Origin of the sequence: Pseudomonas sp. B21-053, assembly GCF_026016365.1 — a bacterium.
Taxonomy (GTDB): domain Bacteria; phylum Pseudomonadota; class Gammaproteobacteria; order Pseudomonadales; family Pseudomonadaceae; genus Aquipseudomonas; species Aquipseudomonas nunensis.
Genome location: NZ_CP087205.1, coordinates 3247045 through 3265101, shown reverse-complemented (window position 1 = coordinate 3265101; position 18057 = coordinate 3247045). Strand labels below are relative to the sequence as shown.

General features: G+C 61.4%; 13 protein-coding genes and 1 pseudogene. All 14 read left to right on the top strand.

Annotation, left to right across the window (positions count from 1 at the left end; genetic code table 11):
* The first annotated feature begins 221 nt into the window (after positions 1-221).
* Positions 222-1013: a hypothetical protein gene (locus LOY68_RS15080; protein WP_265045586.1), complete on the top strand. Its 792-nt coding sequence runs from the start codon at positions 222-224 to the stop codon at positions 1011-1013.
* A 10-nt stretch (positions 1014-1023) separates the two neighbouring features.
* Positions 1024-2487, top strand: coding sequence for a DUF1254 domain-containing protein (locus LOY68_RS15075; RefSeq protein ID WP_265045585.1), 1464 nt, complete (start codon positions 1024-1026; stop codon positions 2485-2487).
* Positions 2488-2640: 153 nt separating this feature from the next.
* A complete protein-coding gene (locus LOY68_RS15070; protein WP_265045584.1) occupies positions 2641-4047 on the top strand; it encodes a DUF1254 domain-containing protein in 1407 nt (468 codons plus the stop codon).
* A 39-nt stretch (positions 4048-4086) separates the two neighbouring features.
* Positions 4087-4986 carry a transporter gene (locus LOY68_RS15065; RefSeq protein ID WP_054614920.1) on the top strand — a complete coding sequence of 300 codons (900 nt, stop codon included), beginning with the start codon at positions 4087-4089 and terminating at the stop codon, positions 4984-4986.
* Positions 4987-5014: 28 nt separating this feature from the next.
* Positions 5015-6053, top strand: a pseudogene (locus tag LOY68_RS15060) (hypothetical protein).
* Positions 6054-6079: 26 nt separating this feature from the next.
* Complete coding sequence (locus LOY68_RS15050; RefSeq protein WP_163909939.1) at positions 6080-7060, top strand: AAA family ATPase; 981 nt, start codon at positions 6080-6082, stop codon at positions 7058-7060.
* Positions 7057-7992: a DUF58 domain-containing protein gene (locus tag LOY68_RS15045; RefSeq protein ID WP_265045581.1), complete on the top strand. Its 936-nt coding sequence runs from the start codon at positions 7057-7059 to the stop codon at positions 7990-7992. The genes LOY68_RS15050 and LOY68_RS15045 overlap by 4 nt, the downstream gene beginning before the upstream one ends.
* Positions 7989-8582: a DUF4381 domain-containing protein gene (locus LOY68_RS15040; protein WP_265045580.1), complete on the top strand. Its 594-nt coding sequence runs from the start codon at positions 7989-7991 to the stop codon at positions 8580-8582. Before LOY68_RS15045 ends, LOY68_RS15040 begins: the two co-directional genes overlap by 4 nt.
* Positions 8569-9561 carry a vWA domain-containing protein gene (locus LOY68_RS15035; RefSeq protein WP_265045579.1) on the top strand — a complete coding sequence of 331 codons (993 nt, stop codon included), beginning with the start codon at positions 8569-8571 and terminating at the stop codon, positions 9559-9561. The genes LOY68_RS15040 and LOY68_RS15035 overlap by 14 nt, the downstream gene beginning before the upstream one ends.
* Before the next feature lies 1 nt (position 9562).
* Positions 9563-11143: a VWA domain-containing protein gene (locus LOY68_RS15030; RefSeq protein WP_265045578.1), complete on the top strand. Its 1581-nt coding sequence runs from the start codon at positions 9563-9565 to the stop codon at positions 11141-11143.
* Complete coding sequence (locus LOY68_RS15025; RefSeq protein WP_413787183.1) at positions 11140-12564, top strand: hypothetical protein; 1425 nt, start codon at positions 11140-11142, stop codon at positions 12562-12564. The genes LOY68_RS15030 and LOY68_RS15025 overlap by 4 nt, the downstream gene beginning before the upstream one ends.
* Positions 12561-13583 (top strand): HAD family hydrolase, encoded by a 1023-nt coding sequence (locus LOY68_RS15020; protein WP_265045577.1) that lies wholly within the window; start codon positions 12561-12563, stop codon positions 13581-13583. The genes LOY68_RS15025 and LOY68_RS15020 overlap by 4 nt, the downstream gene beginning before the upstream one ends.
* 75 nt (positions 13584-13658) lie before the next feature.
* The gene (locus LOY68_RS15015) at positions 13659-15248 is read left to right on the top strand and encodes an arylsulfatase (protein ID WP_265045576.1); all 1590 of its coding nucleotides are present in this window, start codon (positions 13659-13661) and stop codon (positions 15246-15248) included.
* A 200-nt stretch (positions 15249-15448) separates the two neighbouring features.
* On the top strand, positions 15449-17962 hold the full coding sequence (locus tag LOY68_RS15010) for a fused MFS/spermidine synthase (RefSeq protein ID WP_265045575.1): 2514 nt from the start codon (positions 15449-15451) through the stop codon (positions 17960-17962).
* The last annotated feature ends 95 nt before the right edge of the window (positions 17963-18057 follow it).

The window sequence follows — 18057 nt, the reverse complement described above, 5'->3', positions numbered from 1 at the left end:
CAGCGCCCCAACCACCTGATTCGCATTAACTTTTTAGTACACAGAAAAAACGCCGATTCGCGCACAAAACCAAAGAATTAATCCATTCGACTGGCTAACTCGTGGTTAGCTGCTAGCTTCAACTGACGTGTCCTACAGGCTTGATTAGGAAAGAGACTACGCAGTAAAGGCCAAGAATATGGCCAAGTTCGTCCACTGAGCCACCAAGGAACCGGGGAATCATGTCGAAAATTCAGGGAGCGCACGCCTGTTTGCTGGCGGCACTGTTGACGTCTGCGTTTTGTGCACACGCCGATAACGCCGAGGAAGCCAACAAAAGCAACAACCCGCTGAACCTGGCGCCGGGCGCCAATCTGCAGGACTACTACACCCCCAAGCTCTACGACACCAACGTCCACACCAATGACGCGTTGCTGCGTGGCACTTTGCCGGTGGCGCCCAACGACTTTATCGGCGTGCCGCAGTTACTCCGCGCGACGTTGCCGATCAGCACCCGCCCCGACCCGCACAACGGTTACAGCACCGGTATCGGTGACCTGAACCTGTTCGATATTTTCCTGCTCAAGACCGACGGCATTCAGCTCGGCATCGGCCCGCAGATCACCGCGCCTACTGCCGAGCAGGATGAGTTGGGTACCGGCAAGTGGCAGGCCGGCCTGGCCGCCATTGCCATCGATTCTTCGCCGCGTGGCCTGTTGGGCGCGCTGGTGCAATACCAGAGTTCGTTCGCCGGCGACCATGATCGCGCCCACGTCGAAACCGCGACGATGCAACCCTTCATCATTCATAACCTGGCCAAAGGCTGGTACCTGCGCTCGACCGGCACCTGGACCTTCGACCTGAAGAATGACACCCATTACATCCCCATCGGTTTCGGTGGCGGCAAGGTCTGGAAGTCCGGGACCAACGTTTTCAACGCCTTCGTTGAACCGCAGTGGACCGTGGAACGCAAAGGCGATGGCCTGCCGCAGTTCACGCTGTTCGCCGGGATCAACGTCACTTTCGGCAAATAGGGACACTCTTATGAACATTGCACTGCGTGCCGCCGGTTTCAGCATCATGGCGACATTCGTCAGTTGCGGCGTGGGCGCGCAAGCGCAAGCCCAGGACCTCGACACCCGAATTGGCAAAGTCGCCATGGAAGGTGAACTGCCGGCCCATGAGTCCATCCCCAAGCTGTACGCCGAACTGGATTTCCAGCAAGCAACCCAGAGTTATTTGTGGGCCTTGCCGCTGGTGTCTTACGCCCAGTGGCAGGAAGAATTTCGCGACAAGCTCGGCGCCCACAGCGGCGACTTGATGGTGCTCAACAGTTACGAAGACAAGCTCGGCGTGATCACCGCCAACGCCACCACACCGTACATCCTCGGCTTCGTCGACCTGAATGAAACCGGGCCGCTGGTCATCGAACTGCCACCCGGCCCGACTGCCGGCGGCATCGGTGATTTCTGGCAGCGGGCGATCATCGACATGGGCCAGACCGGCCCGGACAAAGGCAAGGGTGGCAAGTACCTGGTGCTGCCACCGGGTGCCGAACCACCGGCCGACGCTGGCAAGTATTACCTGGCCAAGTCGGAAACCATGAACGTGCTGGTGGGCTTTCGCGTCCTCGATCCAGACCCGGCCAAGGGCAAGGCGCTGGTCGAGCAATTCAAGATGTACCCCTACGCCAAGCGCGCCGAGCCGAGCAAAACCAGACTGCTATCCCCCGGCGGCAAAGCCTGGTCCGGCACCCAGCCGCGTGGCCTGGCGTACTGGGAGCGGCTGCACCAGATCATCCAGAAAGAACCGGTCAACGAACGCGACCGTTTCTACATGGCAATGCTCGCCAGCCTGGGCATCGAAAAGGACAGACCGTTCAACCCCAACGACAAGCAACGTGCGGCACTGGAACAAGGCGCTCAGGTCGGTGAGCTGATCGCCAAAGCGAACACCTTCGCCAAGCGCTTCCCGGATGCGCAGTATTGGAAAGACCGGCAGTGGGACACCGTGCTGAATATCGCCGAGCCGTCCCAGCGGGTCGCTTATTACGACCAGTTGTGGGAACGCAGCGCCTGGTTTTACGAGGCGGTGACCAACACCAAAGGCATGGTTTCGAAAACCCCGGGGCTGGGCCAGACCTACCTCGGCGCCTATACCGACGCCAAGGGCAACTGGCTCGACGGCGGCAAGAGCTATCGCCTGCACGTCGGCACCAACCCGCCGGCCAAGCAGTTCTGGTCGATGACTGTGTACGACATCGACAGCCGTTGCCTGATCGACAACCCGCAGCGCAAGGCCGATCTGTCGTCCCGCCAGGACCTGAAAAAGAACGCCGACGGCTCGGTGGACCTGTACTTCGGCCCGACGGCGCCCAAGGGGTTTGAGAACAACTGGGTGCAAACGGTGCCGGGCAAGCACTGGTTCAGTTACTTCCGTTTGTATGCGCCGACCGAGGCCTATTTCGACAAAAGCTGGAAGCTTGATGACATTGCGGTGGTGGAGTGACCACTGATGCGGGACATCACCCAAAAACCTGTGTGAGCGGGCTTGCTCGCGAAAGCGGTGGGTCAGTCAACACTGCCTTTGAATGTGCCGGCCTCTTCGCGAGCAAGCCCGCTCCCACAGGATTTGTGCAGCATTCAACACAAAGGACACCCTATGCGCATTAAGAAAGCCCCCCGCCTGATGCTCGCCAGCCTTTCGCTCCTGCTGAGTTGCAGCGCCTGGGCCGATTTCACCGCCACCCCGGAGGAAGCCCGGGGCATTGCCAAGGAAGCCTACCTCTACGGTTTCCCGGTGGTGGAGATGTACAAGACGCTCTACACCCAGGCCGTGGACAAGGCCGGTTCGAACTTCAAGGCGCCGTTCAACAAGATCGGCAACACCGCCAAGGTCTTCACCCCGGCGGACACCGCGTTTGTCACGCCGAATTCCGACACGCCCTACTCCTTCGTCTGGATGGACCTGCGCGCCGAACCGGTGGTGCTGACCCTGCCGCCGATTGCGGAAAACCGTTACTACTCGGTGCAGTTGATCGATCTCTACACGCAGAACTTCGCCTACCTGGGCACCCGCAGCACCGGCAACAAGGGCGGCACTTACATGATTGCCGGCCCGGACTGGCAGGGCCAACAGCCGGTGAATATCGACCGTCTGGTGCGCAGCGAAAGCAACATCGCCTACGCGTTGTACCGCACGCAGTTGTTCGACAATGCTGACCTGGCCAAGGTCAAGCTGATCCAGAACGCCTACAAGGTCCAGACCCTCAGCCAACACCTCAAGCAACCGGCGCCAGCCGCCGCGCCAAAGGTCGATTGGCCGAAGCCGACCGCCGACATGAGCGACACCCCGGACCTGTTCCGCTACCTGAATTTCATGCTCGGTTTCGCCCCGCCGCAGGACGTGGAAAAAGACCTGCTGGCGCGCTTCGCCAAGATCGGCATCGTCGGCGGCCAGCCGTTCAAGCTCACCACCCTTACCGCAGACCAACGCAAAGCGCTGGAGGACGGCATCGCGGACGCCAAAGCCGAATTCGCCCAGTTCAAGAAAGACAAGGTCGACACCCACCAGGTCACCAGCGGTGATTTCTTCGGCACCCGCGATCACCTGAAGGGTAACTACCTGTATCGCTACGCCGGCGCCAACATGGGGATCTTCGGCAACTCCGCCGAAGAGGCGAATTACATCGGCTACTTCGTCGACAACCAGGGCAAACCGGTCAACGGTGCGCGCCACAGCTACACCCTGCACTTCAACAAAGACGAACTGCCGCCGGCCGACGCCTTCTGGTCGCTGACCATGTACGACGGCAAGACCAAGTTGCTGGTGGCCAATCACATGAAACGCTACCTGATCAACTCGCGGATGTTGCCCAAGCTCAAGCGCGACGCCGACGGTGGCCTGACCCTCTACGTGCAGCATTCGGAGCCGGTGGGCGACAAGAAACACAACTGGCTGCCAGCGCCCCACGGGCCGTTTTATGCCGTGCTGCGGGTCTACCTGCCGAAGCCGGAAATGGTCAGCGGCCAGTGGCAGATCCCGTTGCTGACGCCGATTGGCCAGTAAGCCGTAACCCGTCATACAGAACTTTGCAGGAGCACACGCATGCGTTTGAACACATCAAGGATGACGGCACTGACGTTGGCCATGACCCCACTGCTGAGCCAGGCCGATAACGCCCGTGACTGGCAGAACCTGCCGACCGACCTGAACATGGTGTTCGGTTATTACAACCGCATCGACACCAACACGCCGATCGACACTGCACTGCCGATCGATGGCCTGTCCCTGAACGCTGACCTGTACATCGCCCGTTATGCCCGCTCGTTCGCGGTGGACGGGCGCAACAGCGCGATCCAGATCCTGCAACCCTACGCCGACATTTCCGCGTCGTTCGACAACGCGCAGTTTTTCGACGGCACCAAGCACAACGGCGGCATGGCCGACACCCAATTCGTGCTGGTGCACAACCTGTTCGGCGGCCCGGCGCTGACCAAGGAAGAGTTCGCCAACTGGACCCCGGAAACCTTCCTCACCGGCGCCATCTGGATCACCGCGCCCACCGGGGATTACGACAAGGATCGGATCATCAACATCGGCTCCAACCGCTGGGCGTTCAAACCGGAAATCGCCTTCGGCACGCCCATCGGCCCGACCTGGCTCGAGTTCAACACCTACGTGTCGATGTACGGTGACAACAACGACTATCACGGTGACGGCAAGCTCGAGCAAAAGCCGCTCTACGCCATCGAAACTCACTACAGCTACACCATCAACCGTGCATTGTGGGCGTCCCTGGATGCCACCTATAACCGTGGCGGCGAAACCAAAATCAATGGCGACTGGCAGGACAACAAACAGGAAAACGGCCTGTTCGGCGCCAGTGTCGGCTTCATGCTGTCGCCGCAGTTTGGCGGGCTGATCGCCTACTCGGACACGGTGTCGGAGCGTACCGGCTCGCCGGACGTGAACACTTGGACCTTGCGCCTGCAATACGCCTGGTAACGGAGGCTGATCGATGATCACGGCATGGATGCGCACAAATCTGACCCTCTGCGGGGCAATGCTCAGCGGCATGGCCTGTGCCGCCGGCAACTTGCCGGTCCTCGGCAGCACTCCCGCGCAATCGGTCGGCAAGGGCGATCCGGAAACCTGTCATCGATTGCAGCAAGATTTCGACATCGACCTGAAAAAAGTCGTGGCCGCCGGCTGCGATCCGTCCACCGAGCAAATCGCCAAGTTGATGGACAACCCGGTGGGCAACCTTGTGCTGCTGTTCAACCAATACGACTACACCGCGCTCAAGGGTCCGCACAGCAACGGCACGCGGATGCTCGGCAAATACAGCTTCATGCCGACCTTCCCGATTTCCATCGGCGAAGACTGGAACCTGATCAACCGTCTGCCCATCAGCTATGTCAGCGCCCCGGTCAACCACAAGGCCGGCAACCTGATCGGCATGGGCCCGAATGAGTTGCTGCATGATCGCGGCGACTTCACCTCCGTGGTGCAGGACCCGTTCGACCGCACCAGCGGTTTCGGCGACCTGGCGTATGTCGGGGTGTTCTCGCCCAAGGAGCCGATCCGCTTCGCCGGGGGCGGCAAAATGGTCTGGGGTTTCGGCCCGACCGCGATGTTCCCCACCGCCGAATACGACGTGCTCGGCACCGGCAAATACTCCCTAGGCCCGGCGTTCGTCGCTGCGTACCTGGGCGAAGACTGGACCCCTCGGCCTGTTCCCGCAGCACTGGTGGTCGGTGGCGGGCGACAGCAAGCGCAAGGACGTGAGCCTGACCAACATCCAGTATTTCATCCAGCGCACCATCCCCGGCCCGGAGCAATGGCGGGTCGGCATGACGCCGAACGTCACGGTCAACTGGAAGGCTGAGGGCGGCAACAAAGTCACCTTCCCTATCGGCATCGGCGCCGGGCGAATCTTCAACTTCGGCAAGTTGCCGGTGCGGATTTCCGGCGAGATTCAGTATTCGGCGATTCACCCGGAAGACCTGATCAGCAGCCGCTGGAATTTCCGTTTGTCCTTCATCCCGGTCATTCCGACCTTTATGTTTTGAGCCTGCATTTGAGAAAGGGAATGCCCATGACCGCACTCAACGATCTAAACGCCCTGCAAGCCAGCATTGCCGAATCCGTACTCGGCCAGGATCAAGTCATCCGGCAGATTCTGCTCGGTCTGTTGGCCAACGGCCATTTACTTCTGGAAAGCCTGCCCGGCCTGGCCAAGACCCGCACAGTCAAGGCTTTGGCCAAGCACCTGGACGCAAAGATGAGCCGCATCCAGTTCACCCCGGACTTGCTGCCGTCGGACATCACCGGCGCCGAGGTGTTGCATCAGGTCGAAGGCAAGAATGAAATCCGCTTCCAGCCCGGGCCGCTGTTCGGCAACCTGATCCTGGCCGATGAAATCAACCGCGCCCCGGCCAAGGTCCAGGCCGCGTTGCTCGAAGCCATGGAAGAACGGCAAATCACCGTGGCCGGCAACAGCCATGTGTTGCCAGAACTGTTCATCGTGGTCGCGACCCAAAACCCCATCGAGCAGGAAGGCACTTATCCGCTGCCGGAAGCGCAGATGGACCGCTTCCTGATGAAAGTGTTGCTGGATTACCCGAGCGCGGAAAACGAAAGCCAGGTGCTGCGTCTGTTGCGCGAGGAAGAGTTTGCCTTGGGTGCCAAAACCGCGCCGGTGCCGGGGTTTGCGCTGTCGCAGGAGGTGATCTTTGCTGCACGCCGTGAGGTCAGCGGCATTCATGTGTCCCCGGCCATCGACACGTACTTGGTCGACCTGATCAACGCCACGCGCCACCCGGCAGATTACGATGCCGACCTCGGCCGCTGGATTTCCATCGGCGCCAGCCCACGAGGCGGCATCGGCCTGGACCGTTGCGCCCGCGCCGATGCGTGGTTGCAGGGGCAGGATTTCGTCTCGCCGGACAACGTGCGCGCCGTAGTGCATCCGGTGCTGCGCCATCGCCTGCAATTGAGCTATGACGCGGTGGCTGACGGTGTGACAGCGGATCAAGTGCTCGACCGTTTGCTCGACAAAGTGGCGATTCCTGCATGAATGTCGACGGTCTGGTCTATGTCTCTCTCGCGCAATTGATGGCGCTGGAGTTCAAGGCCCGTGACCTGAGTTTCCTTGCGCGCCAGCCTCAGGGCAGCATCCTCGCCGGCAACCATGCCTCGCGGTTGCGTGGCCGTGGCCTGAATTTCGATGAGCTGCGCCGCTACCAGCCGGGGGACGACTTGCGCCATCTGGATTGGCGTGCGTCCCTGCGCACCGGCAAACCGGTGGTGCGCACCTTCACCGAAGAGCGTGATCGCCCGGCGTTGATTCTGGTGGACCAGCGCATGTCGATGTTCTTCGGCTCGCAGCGCAGCTTCAAATCCGCTATCGCCGCTGAGCTCGGCGCGTTGGCGGCGTGGATGGTGTTTAACGCCGGAGATCGGGTCGGTGGGCTGGTGTTCAACGACCAACGCATCGACAGCATCGCCCCGCTACGCAGCCGCAAACGGCTTGAAGCGCTGTGCAGCCGCATTGCCCAGCAGAATCAGGAACTCAACGCCGCTAACCCGGACGCCGAAGATGAAGACCAACTCGACAAGGTCTTGCAGCATTGCCTGGCGGTGGCCGGGCACGATCATTTGATCTGCATCGTCAGCGACTTTGCCGGGGCTGGCGAACGCACCTTGAAACTGATGCGGCAACTGGCCGCGCACAACGACGTGATCGCCATGCAGGTCTTCGACCCGTTGGCCTTGAACCTGCCGAAGAACGGGCGATTGCTGGTGACCCAGGGCCAGTTGCAAGTCGAACTGGCGGTGGAACAGCGCCGGGTGCATGAGCCATTGGTGGATTTCCTCAGTGGCCGGCTCAAGGATGTCGCCACGCTGCTGCGCCGCAGCCAAGTGCCGCTGATGATGTTCAGCACAGCCACCGAGGCGCATGAACAATTGTGGGTTGAACTGGGCAAGCTCAGCGGTGGCCGGCGATGAACCCGAATATCCCGAGCATCGAACAACTCAAGGAGTTGGGATTGCCCGCGCCGGTCAGCTATGCGCCACAGACCTGGGGTTGGTGGGTGTTGCTGGGGTTGTTGGTACTCGCGGTGCTGCTGGTGAGTGTGCGCAAGGTGTGGCAATGGCGGCGGGATCGGTATCGGCGGGAAGCGTTGGTGCGGTTGGCGGAGTTGCAGCGGCGCAGTGATGATTTGAGTGCGCTGCGCGAGCTCCCGGAATTGCTCAAGCGAGTGGCCATATCCATGCCCATTTCAGGTTGGAAACCCCATCCTGTGGGAGCGGGCTTGCTCGCGAAGGCGCCGGGTCAGTCGACATCAATGTTGAATGTAATGGCCCCTTCGCGAGCAAGCCCGCTCCCACAGGGGGTTGGTGCGCTGTCTGGTGGAGAGTGGCAAGCCTTTCTGGAGGCGCACAGCGCGAAGCCTTTACCCGCAGACTTCAGCCAACACCTCGCCCAACTGGCCTACGCCCCGGACGCCACCCTGCGCGCCCTGCCCGCCGAACACCGCCAGCAGCTGTTCGACACCTGCAAACTCTGGGTGGAGCATCATCATGTGGCAGCTTGATTACCCCTGGCTGTTAGTGCTGCTGCCGTTGCCGTGGTTCGGTTATCGCTACCTGCCTGCGTATCGCGAGGCTCGTAGCGCGGTGCGCGTGCCGTTTTTCAGTGCAATGAGCCGCGCGGTCGGCCAAGCCCCGAGTGCGCCGGGTAGCCGCAGTAACGTCTGGCAATTGCTGCTTAACCTGGTGGTCTGGACATTACTGCTAGTGGCAGCGGCGCGGCCGGTCTACGTGGAAAAACCCATCGAGCGCCAGCAACCGGTACGCGACCTGATGCTCGCCATCGACATTTCCCAATCCATGGAAACCGCCGATTTCACCGACGCCAACGGCCAGAAAATCAATCGCCTCGCTGCCGTTAAAGAAGTCGTCCACGGCTTTATCGACAAGCGCAAAGAGGATCGCCTGGGCCTGATCGTGTTCGGCAGCGGCGCCTACCCGCAAGCGCCGCTGACCCTCGATCACGCCAGCCTGTCGCTGCTGCTCGACGACACCGGCATCGGCATGGCCGGCCCCAACACCGCGATTGGCGATGCCATCGGCCTGAGCCTGAAACTGCTGGATCAGGCCCACGAACAAGAGAAAGTGCTGATCCTGCTCACCGACGGCAACGACACCAGCAGCGTCATCACCCCGGACCACGCAGCGACCATGGCGGCGGCCAAAGGCGTGGTGATTCACACCATCGGCATCGGCGACCCGACCGCTGAAGGCGAAGCCAAGGTCAACCTGCAAGGCTTGCAGCAAATCGCCGAGGCCACGGGCGGTAAATTCTTCCGTGCCGAAGATCGCACGGCGCTGGATCAGGTCTACAGCACCCTCGACAAACTCACCCCGCATCAGGTGAAAACCCTCAGCCATCAACCAAAACGGGATCTGTTCTGGTGGCCGTTGGGCGCCGCCATCGGCTTGCTTGCGCTCTATCACCTGGGCGCCCTGCTGCGTCCGCGCCTGTCGATTGCCCGCCAGCGGCAGGAGGCCTGAGATGGAGATCAATCTCAGCGACTTCCACTTCCTGCGCCCACTCTGGCTATTGCTGGTGCCGTTCGGTGCGTTGCTGCCGTTGCTGTGGCGCCGCAGTCATGACTTGCAACGCCGCATGCGCGGCAATATCGCCGAGCACTTGTTGCCGCACCTGTTGATCACGCCACAAGACCAACAGCGACTGCGTCCGGTGCATCTGGTCTGCGCGCTGTTGCTCCTCGGTGCACTTGCCGCTGCAGGGCCGACCTGGGAACAGGATCGCCCGGACTTCCTGGAAAACCGCGCACCGTTGATCATCGCCATCGACCTGTCGCCGTCGATGGACGCCAGCGACGTGCCACCGAGTCGCCTCGAAGCGGCCAAACACAAACTCCACGACCTGATCCAGCGCCGTGTAGGTGCGCGCACAGGTTTGATCGCGTATGCCGGCAGCGCGCATCTGGTGTTGCCGCCGACGGACGACCCTGCGTTGCTCGATACCTTTATCCAGGCCTTGAGTACTGACCTGATCGGCAAATCCGGAAAAGACGTCGGTGCGGTGATCGAGCAAGCCAAGCGTCTGCTTGTCGCCGAGAAAACTCCGGGCACGTTATTGCTGGTTACCGATGGCGCCGACACCACGCAGCTGAGCGGCCTCGACAAACAACTCGATAACAGCCAATTGCAAGTGCTGATCCTCGCCGTGGGCAGTGAAGACGGCGGGATCGTCCACGACGCCAACAGCCAGCCGCGCACCGACAGCAACGGTCGCCCGGTGCTCGGCAGTTTCGATCAGGCCGCGCTCAAGCAACTGGCTTCCGCGCTCGACGCACCGCTGGGCAGCCTGACCCTGAATAACGACGATCTGGACTGGGTTGAGTTGCACGCCCAGCAGCATTTCCAGAGTGCCAGCGATGAACAACGGGAACTGCACTGGAAAGACGCCGGTTACTGGCTGTGCTGGCCGTTGCTGCTGATCGCGTTCTTCAGCGTGCGCAAGGGCTGGAGCCTGAACTGGATGGCCGGTGTGCTGCTGGCGTTGGGCATTGGCCTGCAACCGAGCACAGCCGAAGCCAACGCCCTGACCGACGCGTTTTTCACCAGGGATCAGCAAGGTCGCTGGGCCTTCGAGCATGAGCATCTGCCCCAGGCTGCAGCGCTGTTTGTCGACCCGTACTGGAAAGGCATCGCCGCTTATCACGCGGCTGATTACGACCTGGCGCTGGCAAGTTTTGCGCGACTGGAAACGCCCGAGGCGTATTTCTACCTGGGCAATATTTACGTGAAGCGTTTCAAGTTCGATCAGGCGATTGCGGCGTATACCCAGGCGTTGAAACTGCAGCCGCAGTTCCCGGAAGCCGCGGCCAATCTGGCGTTGGCGATTGCCTTGCAGAAAGACACTGACAGCGCCGAGCAGAACGCACCAGAGACCAAGCCGGACGAGATCAAAATGGACAAGGCACCGGGCAAGGGCCAGAGCAAAGCGGTGCAGACCGAGCAGGCGGCGTCGGATGCGTTGTGGTTGCAAAACCTCAGTACGTCGCCGGCGAAGTTCTTGAAGCAGAAGTTTAGTTTGCAGGATCAGGTGGGGGGTAAGCCATGATCGACAGTCTGGTGGACCGCGTCGTGGCCTTCGCGAGCAAGCCCGCTCCCACAGGGGATTTGCAGTGCACACAGGTCCAGTGTGGGAGCGGGCTTGCTCGCGAAGAGGCCCGCCCAGTCACCAAAAAACTTTGCACCCTACTCCTCTGCCTGCTCAGCACCCAAACCCTGGCCGCCGAACTCCAGATCCAGTCCCGCCTGCAACCCACCGACTCAATCATGGTCGGCAGCCTGGTCGAACTGCAACTCGACGTGCTCACCGACACCTGGTTCACCGACGCCCCGACCCTGCCTGACCTCAAGCTCAACGGCGCACTGGTCATGCCGCCCAATGGCCACGCCCAGCACCTGAACCAGACCATCGACGGCAAATCCTTCAGCGGCATGCGCTACAGCTACCTGATCACGCCGAACCTGGCCCAGGGTTTCGACATCCCGGTGCTGACCGTACGTGCCACGCCCGCCCAGGCCAGCACCGAGCTCAGCGCCCAGAGTCAGCCACTGCACTTCAGCGCCGCGCAACCGCCAGGGTTCAGCGCCGGTGAAGCGGTGCTAGTGGCCAGCGGATTACGCTTCACGCAAAAAACCATCAACTCAGCGACACCGTTGAAGGTCGGCGACAGCCTCACGCGACAACTCACGCTGCAAGCCGACGGTGCGCTGGCGATGGCGCTACCGGTGCCAACATTGGCCGACGCCCCAGGTTTGAGCCGTTACCCGAAAGCCCCGCAGGTCAGCGCCATGGACGACGGTCGCGGCAACTTCAATGGCGGCCAGCGTATCGATACCGCCACTTACCGCATCGACACCGAAGGCAGCCACACCCTGCCCGCCATCGAGGTGAAATGGTGGGACAGCGGCAGCCAGCAAACCCGCACCGCCCAAGTGCCGGCCGTTACCTTTGAAGCGACGGCCAACAGCGCTTATCGACCAGTGTTTTCCATCAGCGAAGACCTGAAAAAGCTCGGCCAGCAAAGCCATGTGCATCTCTCCGGACATTGGCTGGGCTGGCTGGCAATCCTCGTGATTGTCGCCCTGCTCGGCTACTTCGCCCGTCCGCTCATCCATCGTGCAAGGCTCGGCTGGCAGACTCTACGCCAAGCCCGGCACACAGCGTGGCTGCAATCGGCGGACTGCGCCTGGCAACAGATTCCAGCGCAAATCGAAGGCCGACCGGCGCAACTGAGCGCCCTGTACTTGTGGGTCCGCCGCGGTGGCAAAGGCCTGAAACTGACCAACCTCGGACCACGCCTGCAAACCCTGCTGCGCGCCTGTTACGGCCGCACACCGACCGAAGATCAGGCGCTGCGCCAACTCCAGCAATCCTTGGCTACGCTGCATAGTCAGGCCGAGCATCACCGGCCCCCGGCGCCTCCCGCGTTACGGCCACTCAACCCCGTCCACGAGAAGGAGTTCCCATGACGAACCCGTTATCGATCCGCCACCGCTACGGGCTGACCCTGCTGCTGACCTTGGCCCTGCCATTGCTGGCCCAGGCCAACGAACCGCTGCCTTCGTGGAACGACGGCCCGGCGAAAAAAAGCATCATCGAATTCGTCCAGGCCGTTACCGACCAGACCAGCAAGGACTTCGTCAAACCCGCTGAACGCATCGCCGTGTTCGACAACGACGGCACCCTGTGGAGCGAGCAACCGGCGTATTTCGAGTTGCTGTTCGCCTTCGACGAGGTCAAGCGCACCGCGCCGCAGCACCCGGAATGGAAAACCACCCAGCCCTTTAAAGCGGTGCTGGAAAACGATCACCAGGCGTTGGCCGCCTCGGGCATGGAGGGCATCCTGAAAATCTTCGGCGCCACCCACACCGGCATGACCACCGAAGCCTTCGATGACTACGCCAAGACCTGGCTCAGTCAGGCCAAACATCCGAAGACCGGCAAGCCCTACACCGAGATGATCTTCCAGCCGATGCTGGAAATGCTCGACTACCTGCGCAGCCAGGATTTCAAAACCTACATCGTCTCCGGCGGCGACACCGCGTTCATGCGTGCGTTTGCCGAGAAGGTCTACGGCATCCCGCCGGAGCAAGTGATCGGCACCACGTTCGTCACCGCGTTCCAGTTCAAGGACGGCAAGGCGTCGATCGTGCGCACGCAGAAACTGGCGCACAACGACGACGGCCCGGGCAAACCGGAAAGCATCGATGCGGTGATCGGTCGGCGACCGATCCTGGCCTTCGGCAACTCTGACGGTGACCTGCAAATGCTCCAGTGGACCGCCGCCGGCAGCGGTAAACGTTTCATGGGCCTGGTGCACCACACCGACGCCAAACGCGAGTGGGCCTATGACCGCCAATCCTCGGTCGGCAAGCTGGACAAGGCGCTGGACGAAGCAAAATCCCGTGGCTGGACTATCGTGGACATGGCCGCCGAATGGCGCCGGGTCTACCCGTTCGAGTCCGCCACACCCGAGCAAGTGCAATAACAAAAGCGTTACGCAGGACCGCAAAAAACGTATGTCGCCTTGAGGCGACGCAAGTGAGCAAAAGGAGCAAGTCAGATGACTCGCATACGCAAGTGGCTACCGAAACTCGCCCTGGTGGCAGCCTCGGTCATGGCGATTTCGGCAACTGCCGGGGCCGCTGAAAAACCCAACATTCTCGTGATCTTCGGCGACGACATCGGCCAGACCAACATCAGCGCCTATTCCATGGGCGTGGTCGGGTACAAGACTCCAAACATCGACCGGATTGCCAAGGAAGGCATGATGTTCACCGACTACTACGCGGAGAACAGCTGCACCGCCGGACGGTCATCCTTCATCACCGGCCAGACGCCACTGCGTACCGGCCTGTCGAAAGTCGGCATTCCGGGTGCCCCGGTCGGCCTGCAAAAACGTGACATCACCATCGCCCAGGCGCTTAAAGGCCTTGGCTATTCCACCGGCCAGTTCGGCAAGAACCACTTGGGCGACCGGGATGAATACCTGCCGACCAATCACGGTTTCGACGAGTTCTTCGGCAACCTGTACCACCTCAACGCCGAAGAAGAACCCGAACGCCCGTACTGGCCCAAGGACGACCCTGAGTTCGTCAAGTCCAACACCCCGCGCGGCGTGATCCACAGCTTCGCCGATGGCAAGATCGAAGACACCGGTGCGCTGACCACCAAGCGCATGGAAACCATCGACGACGAAACCACTGCCGCCGCACAAGCGTTCATCGAGAAACAGGCCAAGGCGGACAAGCCGTTCTTTGTCTGGATGAACACCACGCGCATGCACGTGTTCACCCACGTACGCGATTCGATGAAGGGCCAGAGCGGCATGCCCGGCAACGAATACGCGGACGGCATGCTTGAGCATGACGGCGACGTCGGCAAACTGCTGAAAACCCTCGACGACCTGAAAATCGCCGACAACACCATCGTCGTCTACACCACCGACAACGGCCCGAATCAGTTCTCCTGGCCGGACGCGGCGACCACACCGTTCCGCAACGAGAAGAACTCCAACTGGGAAGGCGCTTATCGGGTGCCGGCGATTATTCGTTGGCCGGGCAAGGTCAAGGCCGGCGAAGTGTCCAACGAGATGTTCTCGGGCATGGACTGGTTCCCGACACTGCTTGCGGCGGCGGGTGATGCCCAGGTGAAAGACAAACTGCTCAAGGGCTGGGCGCCCACGGCTGGCGGTACCAACTTCAAAGTGCACCTGGACGGCTACAACCAACTGCCGTACCTGACCGGCCAACAGCCTAAGGGCGAGCGCAAGGAGTTCTACTACTTCAACGATGACGGTGTGCTGGTTTCCATGCGCTTCGACAACTGGAAAGTGGTGTTCTGTGAACAGCGCCAACCGGGCGGCTTCAGGGTCTGGAGCGAACCGTTCGTGTGCCTGCGGGTGCCGAAAATCCTCAACCTGCGGATGGATCCGTATGAACGGGCCGACGTGGTGTCCGATCAGTTCTACGACTGGAACACCAAAAACGTCTACCTGGCAGGCGTCGCGGTGACCAAGTCTGCGGAATTCCTGCAGACGTTCATCGAGTATCCACCAAGCCAGAAACCGGCGAGCTTCAGCATTGACCAGATCCGTGCTGCGGTAGATGCCAAAATCGCAGAAAAAATGAAAGCGGCACCGGCTGCACAGTAAGACGCTTGACCGCCGCCCGCCCTCATCGGCGGGCGGCCTTATTTTTTGAAATACAAACCCGCTCTGTGTAGGAGCTGCCGAAGGCTGCGATCTTTTGATCTCAGGCGCCGGCATGATCGCTGAAGATCAAAAGATCGCAGCCTTCGGCAGCTCCTACGCCGGTTTGTGTCGAATTTGAATTTTGTACAAGGCAACCCGCAATGTCCTCACGTGTCGCCAGCAAGTCGTCGGCCATACCCACCCCTCACGCCGCCTCCCCGGCGCTGTTGATCCCCGCCCTGCTGCTGTTCGTCTCCGGCGCTGCGGCGCTGGTGTATCAGGTGTTGTGGATCAAGCAACTGTCGCTGGTGGTGGGCGTCGAGGTGTATGCGATCACCACCGGAATCAGCGCATTTTTTGCCGGATTGGCACTCGGTGGTTTGCTGTTCGGGCGTTGGGCCGATCGTTTGCAGCAACCGGTTCTGCTGTATGCCGGGCTGGAAGTGTTGGTCGCCGTGATCGGCGTCGGCTCAACGTTCGCCATGAGCCTGGCCGCCAGTCCCTTTGCCTGGCTGGAACAGCATGTCGGCCTGTTGGCCTGGGTGTTGCCGTTTGCCCTGGTGGGAATTCCGGCGTTGCTGATGGGCGGTACGTTGCCGGTGTTGGTGCGTTCGCTGGCCGCTGACCCGCAGCAATTGGGCAAGGCCGGCGGTCAGCTGTATGCAGCCAACACGGCTGGCGCTATCGCCGGCACCTTGCTCGCCGCGTTTGTGCTGATCGCCACCCTTGGCGTGCGTGGCAGTGCGCTGGCCGCCGCAATGCTCAACCTGCTGGCCGCTGCCGGTGCGCTGTGGTTCCAACGCCAGCGTTCGACGCCGCCCGCCGCGCCAGTGAAACATCACGCGGACAAAGCCCCGGATCGCCTGGCGCTGTGGCTGTATTCCATCGCCGGCGGCGTGGCGTTGGGTTATGAAGTGGTCTGGTCGCAATCCATCGTGCAGTTCATGAGCACTCGCACCTATGCGTTTGCCGTGGTGTTGGCGACGTACCTCACCGGGCTGTTTTTGGGTAGCGCACTGTTGGCCCGTCGGGTCGAGCGCATTCGTGATCCGTGGGGCGTGTTTGGTTTGCTGATTGCTGGTGCGGGTTTGATCGCACTATTGGAAATCGCCCTGCTCGGACGCTGGCTGATCGTCGCGCAAAGTGTTGCCGAAGCCTGGGTGCTGTCATTGGGCGCCAGTGAACTGCTGGGCATGAGCACGCGGTTTGCGGTGGCTGCGCTGAGCATTGTGTTTGTGCCAACGTTGCTGCTGGGCGCGGCGTTTCCGCTGGCGCTGCGCTTGAGCGTGGGTCGCGAGCGGGTTGGCCAGGATGTCGGCGCGGTGGTGGCATTCAACACCCTCGGCGGGATTGTGGGGGTGATGCTTTGCGGTTTCTTGTTGATCCCGCTGCTGGGTCTGGTGCGCACTCTTGGGCTACTGGCGATCGTCGCCGCCGGGATTGGTTATTTCGCGGTGCGCAAAGGTCATCATGTGAAGAAAGGCCGGCGTCAGGCCGTGGTCGCGATTGGTCTGTTGTCCGTGGCGCTGGCGGTTTTCACCCCGGTCAACAAACTCGCGAGCCTGCTGCCGGGCGCGCGCAATGCGACCTTGGCTTTCTATGAAGAAGGACGCGGCGGCACCGTAGCGGTGGTCACTCAGGGCAAGGGCGCGAAGGCCTTTCAGCGCTTGTACATTCAAGGCGTCTCCAACACTGGCGACGCCATGCCGTCCCTGCGCTACATGCGCATTCAGGCGCTGCTGCCGCTGCTGATCCACAACGGTGAACCGCGCTCGGCGCTGGTGATCGGTTTCGGCACCGGCATCACTGCGGGCGCCCTGACCCGTTATCCGGGGCTGGAACAGCGGGTGGTCGCCGAGTTGCTGCCGTCGGTAGTCAAGGCTGCGCCGCTGTTCAAGGGCAACTTCAATGCCGCTGCCAATCCGGGCGTCGACGTGCGCCTGCGCGATGGCCGTCAGGAGCTGCTGCGCAACCCGCAGACCTACGACCTGATTACCCTCGAACCGCCACCGCCCTCTGCTGCCGGAGTGGTGAATCTGTATTCTCGGGACTTCTACCAATTGGCCGCCAGCCGCCTGGAGAAAAACGGACTGGTCGCCCAATGGTTGCCACTGCCGACCCAGAACATCGACGACTCGCGCTCGCTGGTGCGCAGCTTCCTCGACGTCTACCCCTACGCCACCCTGTGGACCAGCGAGTTCCACGAAATGCTGCTGGTGGGCTCCATGCAACCGATCGAACTGGATGCAGCGAAAATCACCCAGCGCTTCCAGCAGGACAGTGTTCGCAGCACCTTGCAGGACGTGGGCATTGGCTCGGCCGCTGCGTTGCTCGCGACGTGGGTAACCGACCGCGCGGGCCTTGAACGGTTTGCCGCTGACGCTGCACCGGTGACCGACGATCAACCGCGCATCGAGTACGCGCCGTGGGTGCGCGCCAAGGAAATCAGCCGCGTGTTGCCGGCACTGCTCGACCTGCACGTCGCGCCACCGTTGGTGAATGCCGATGCGGGGTTCAATGAGCGGATGAACACCCACCGCCAACGCCTGATGCAGTTTTATCGGGCGAGTTTGCATGCCTATGACGGCGACCGTGATGCCTGGGCCAGGGATATTGGCGAGGTGATGCGCGGGGATGGGGGGAATCCGTATTACCGGTGGTTTGTCGGGGAGTGATGCTTTGCCTGATAGACCGCTTTCGCGAGCAAGCCCGCTCCCACAGTGGATCTGTTTTGGTCACACATTTTGTGTACACCGGAGATCCCATGTGG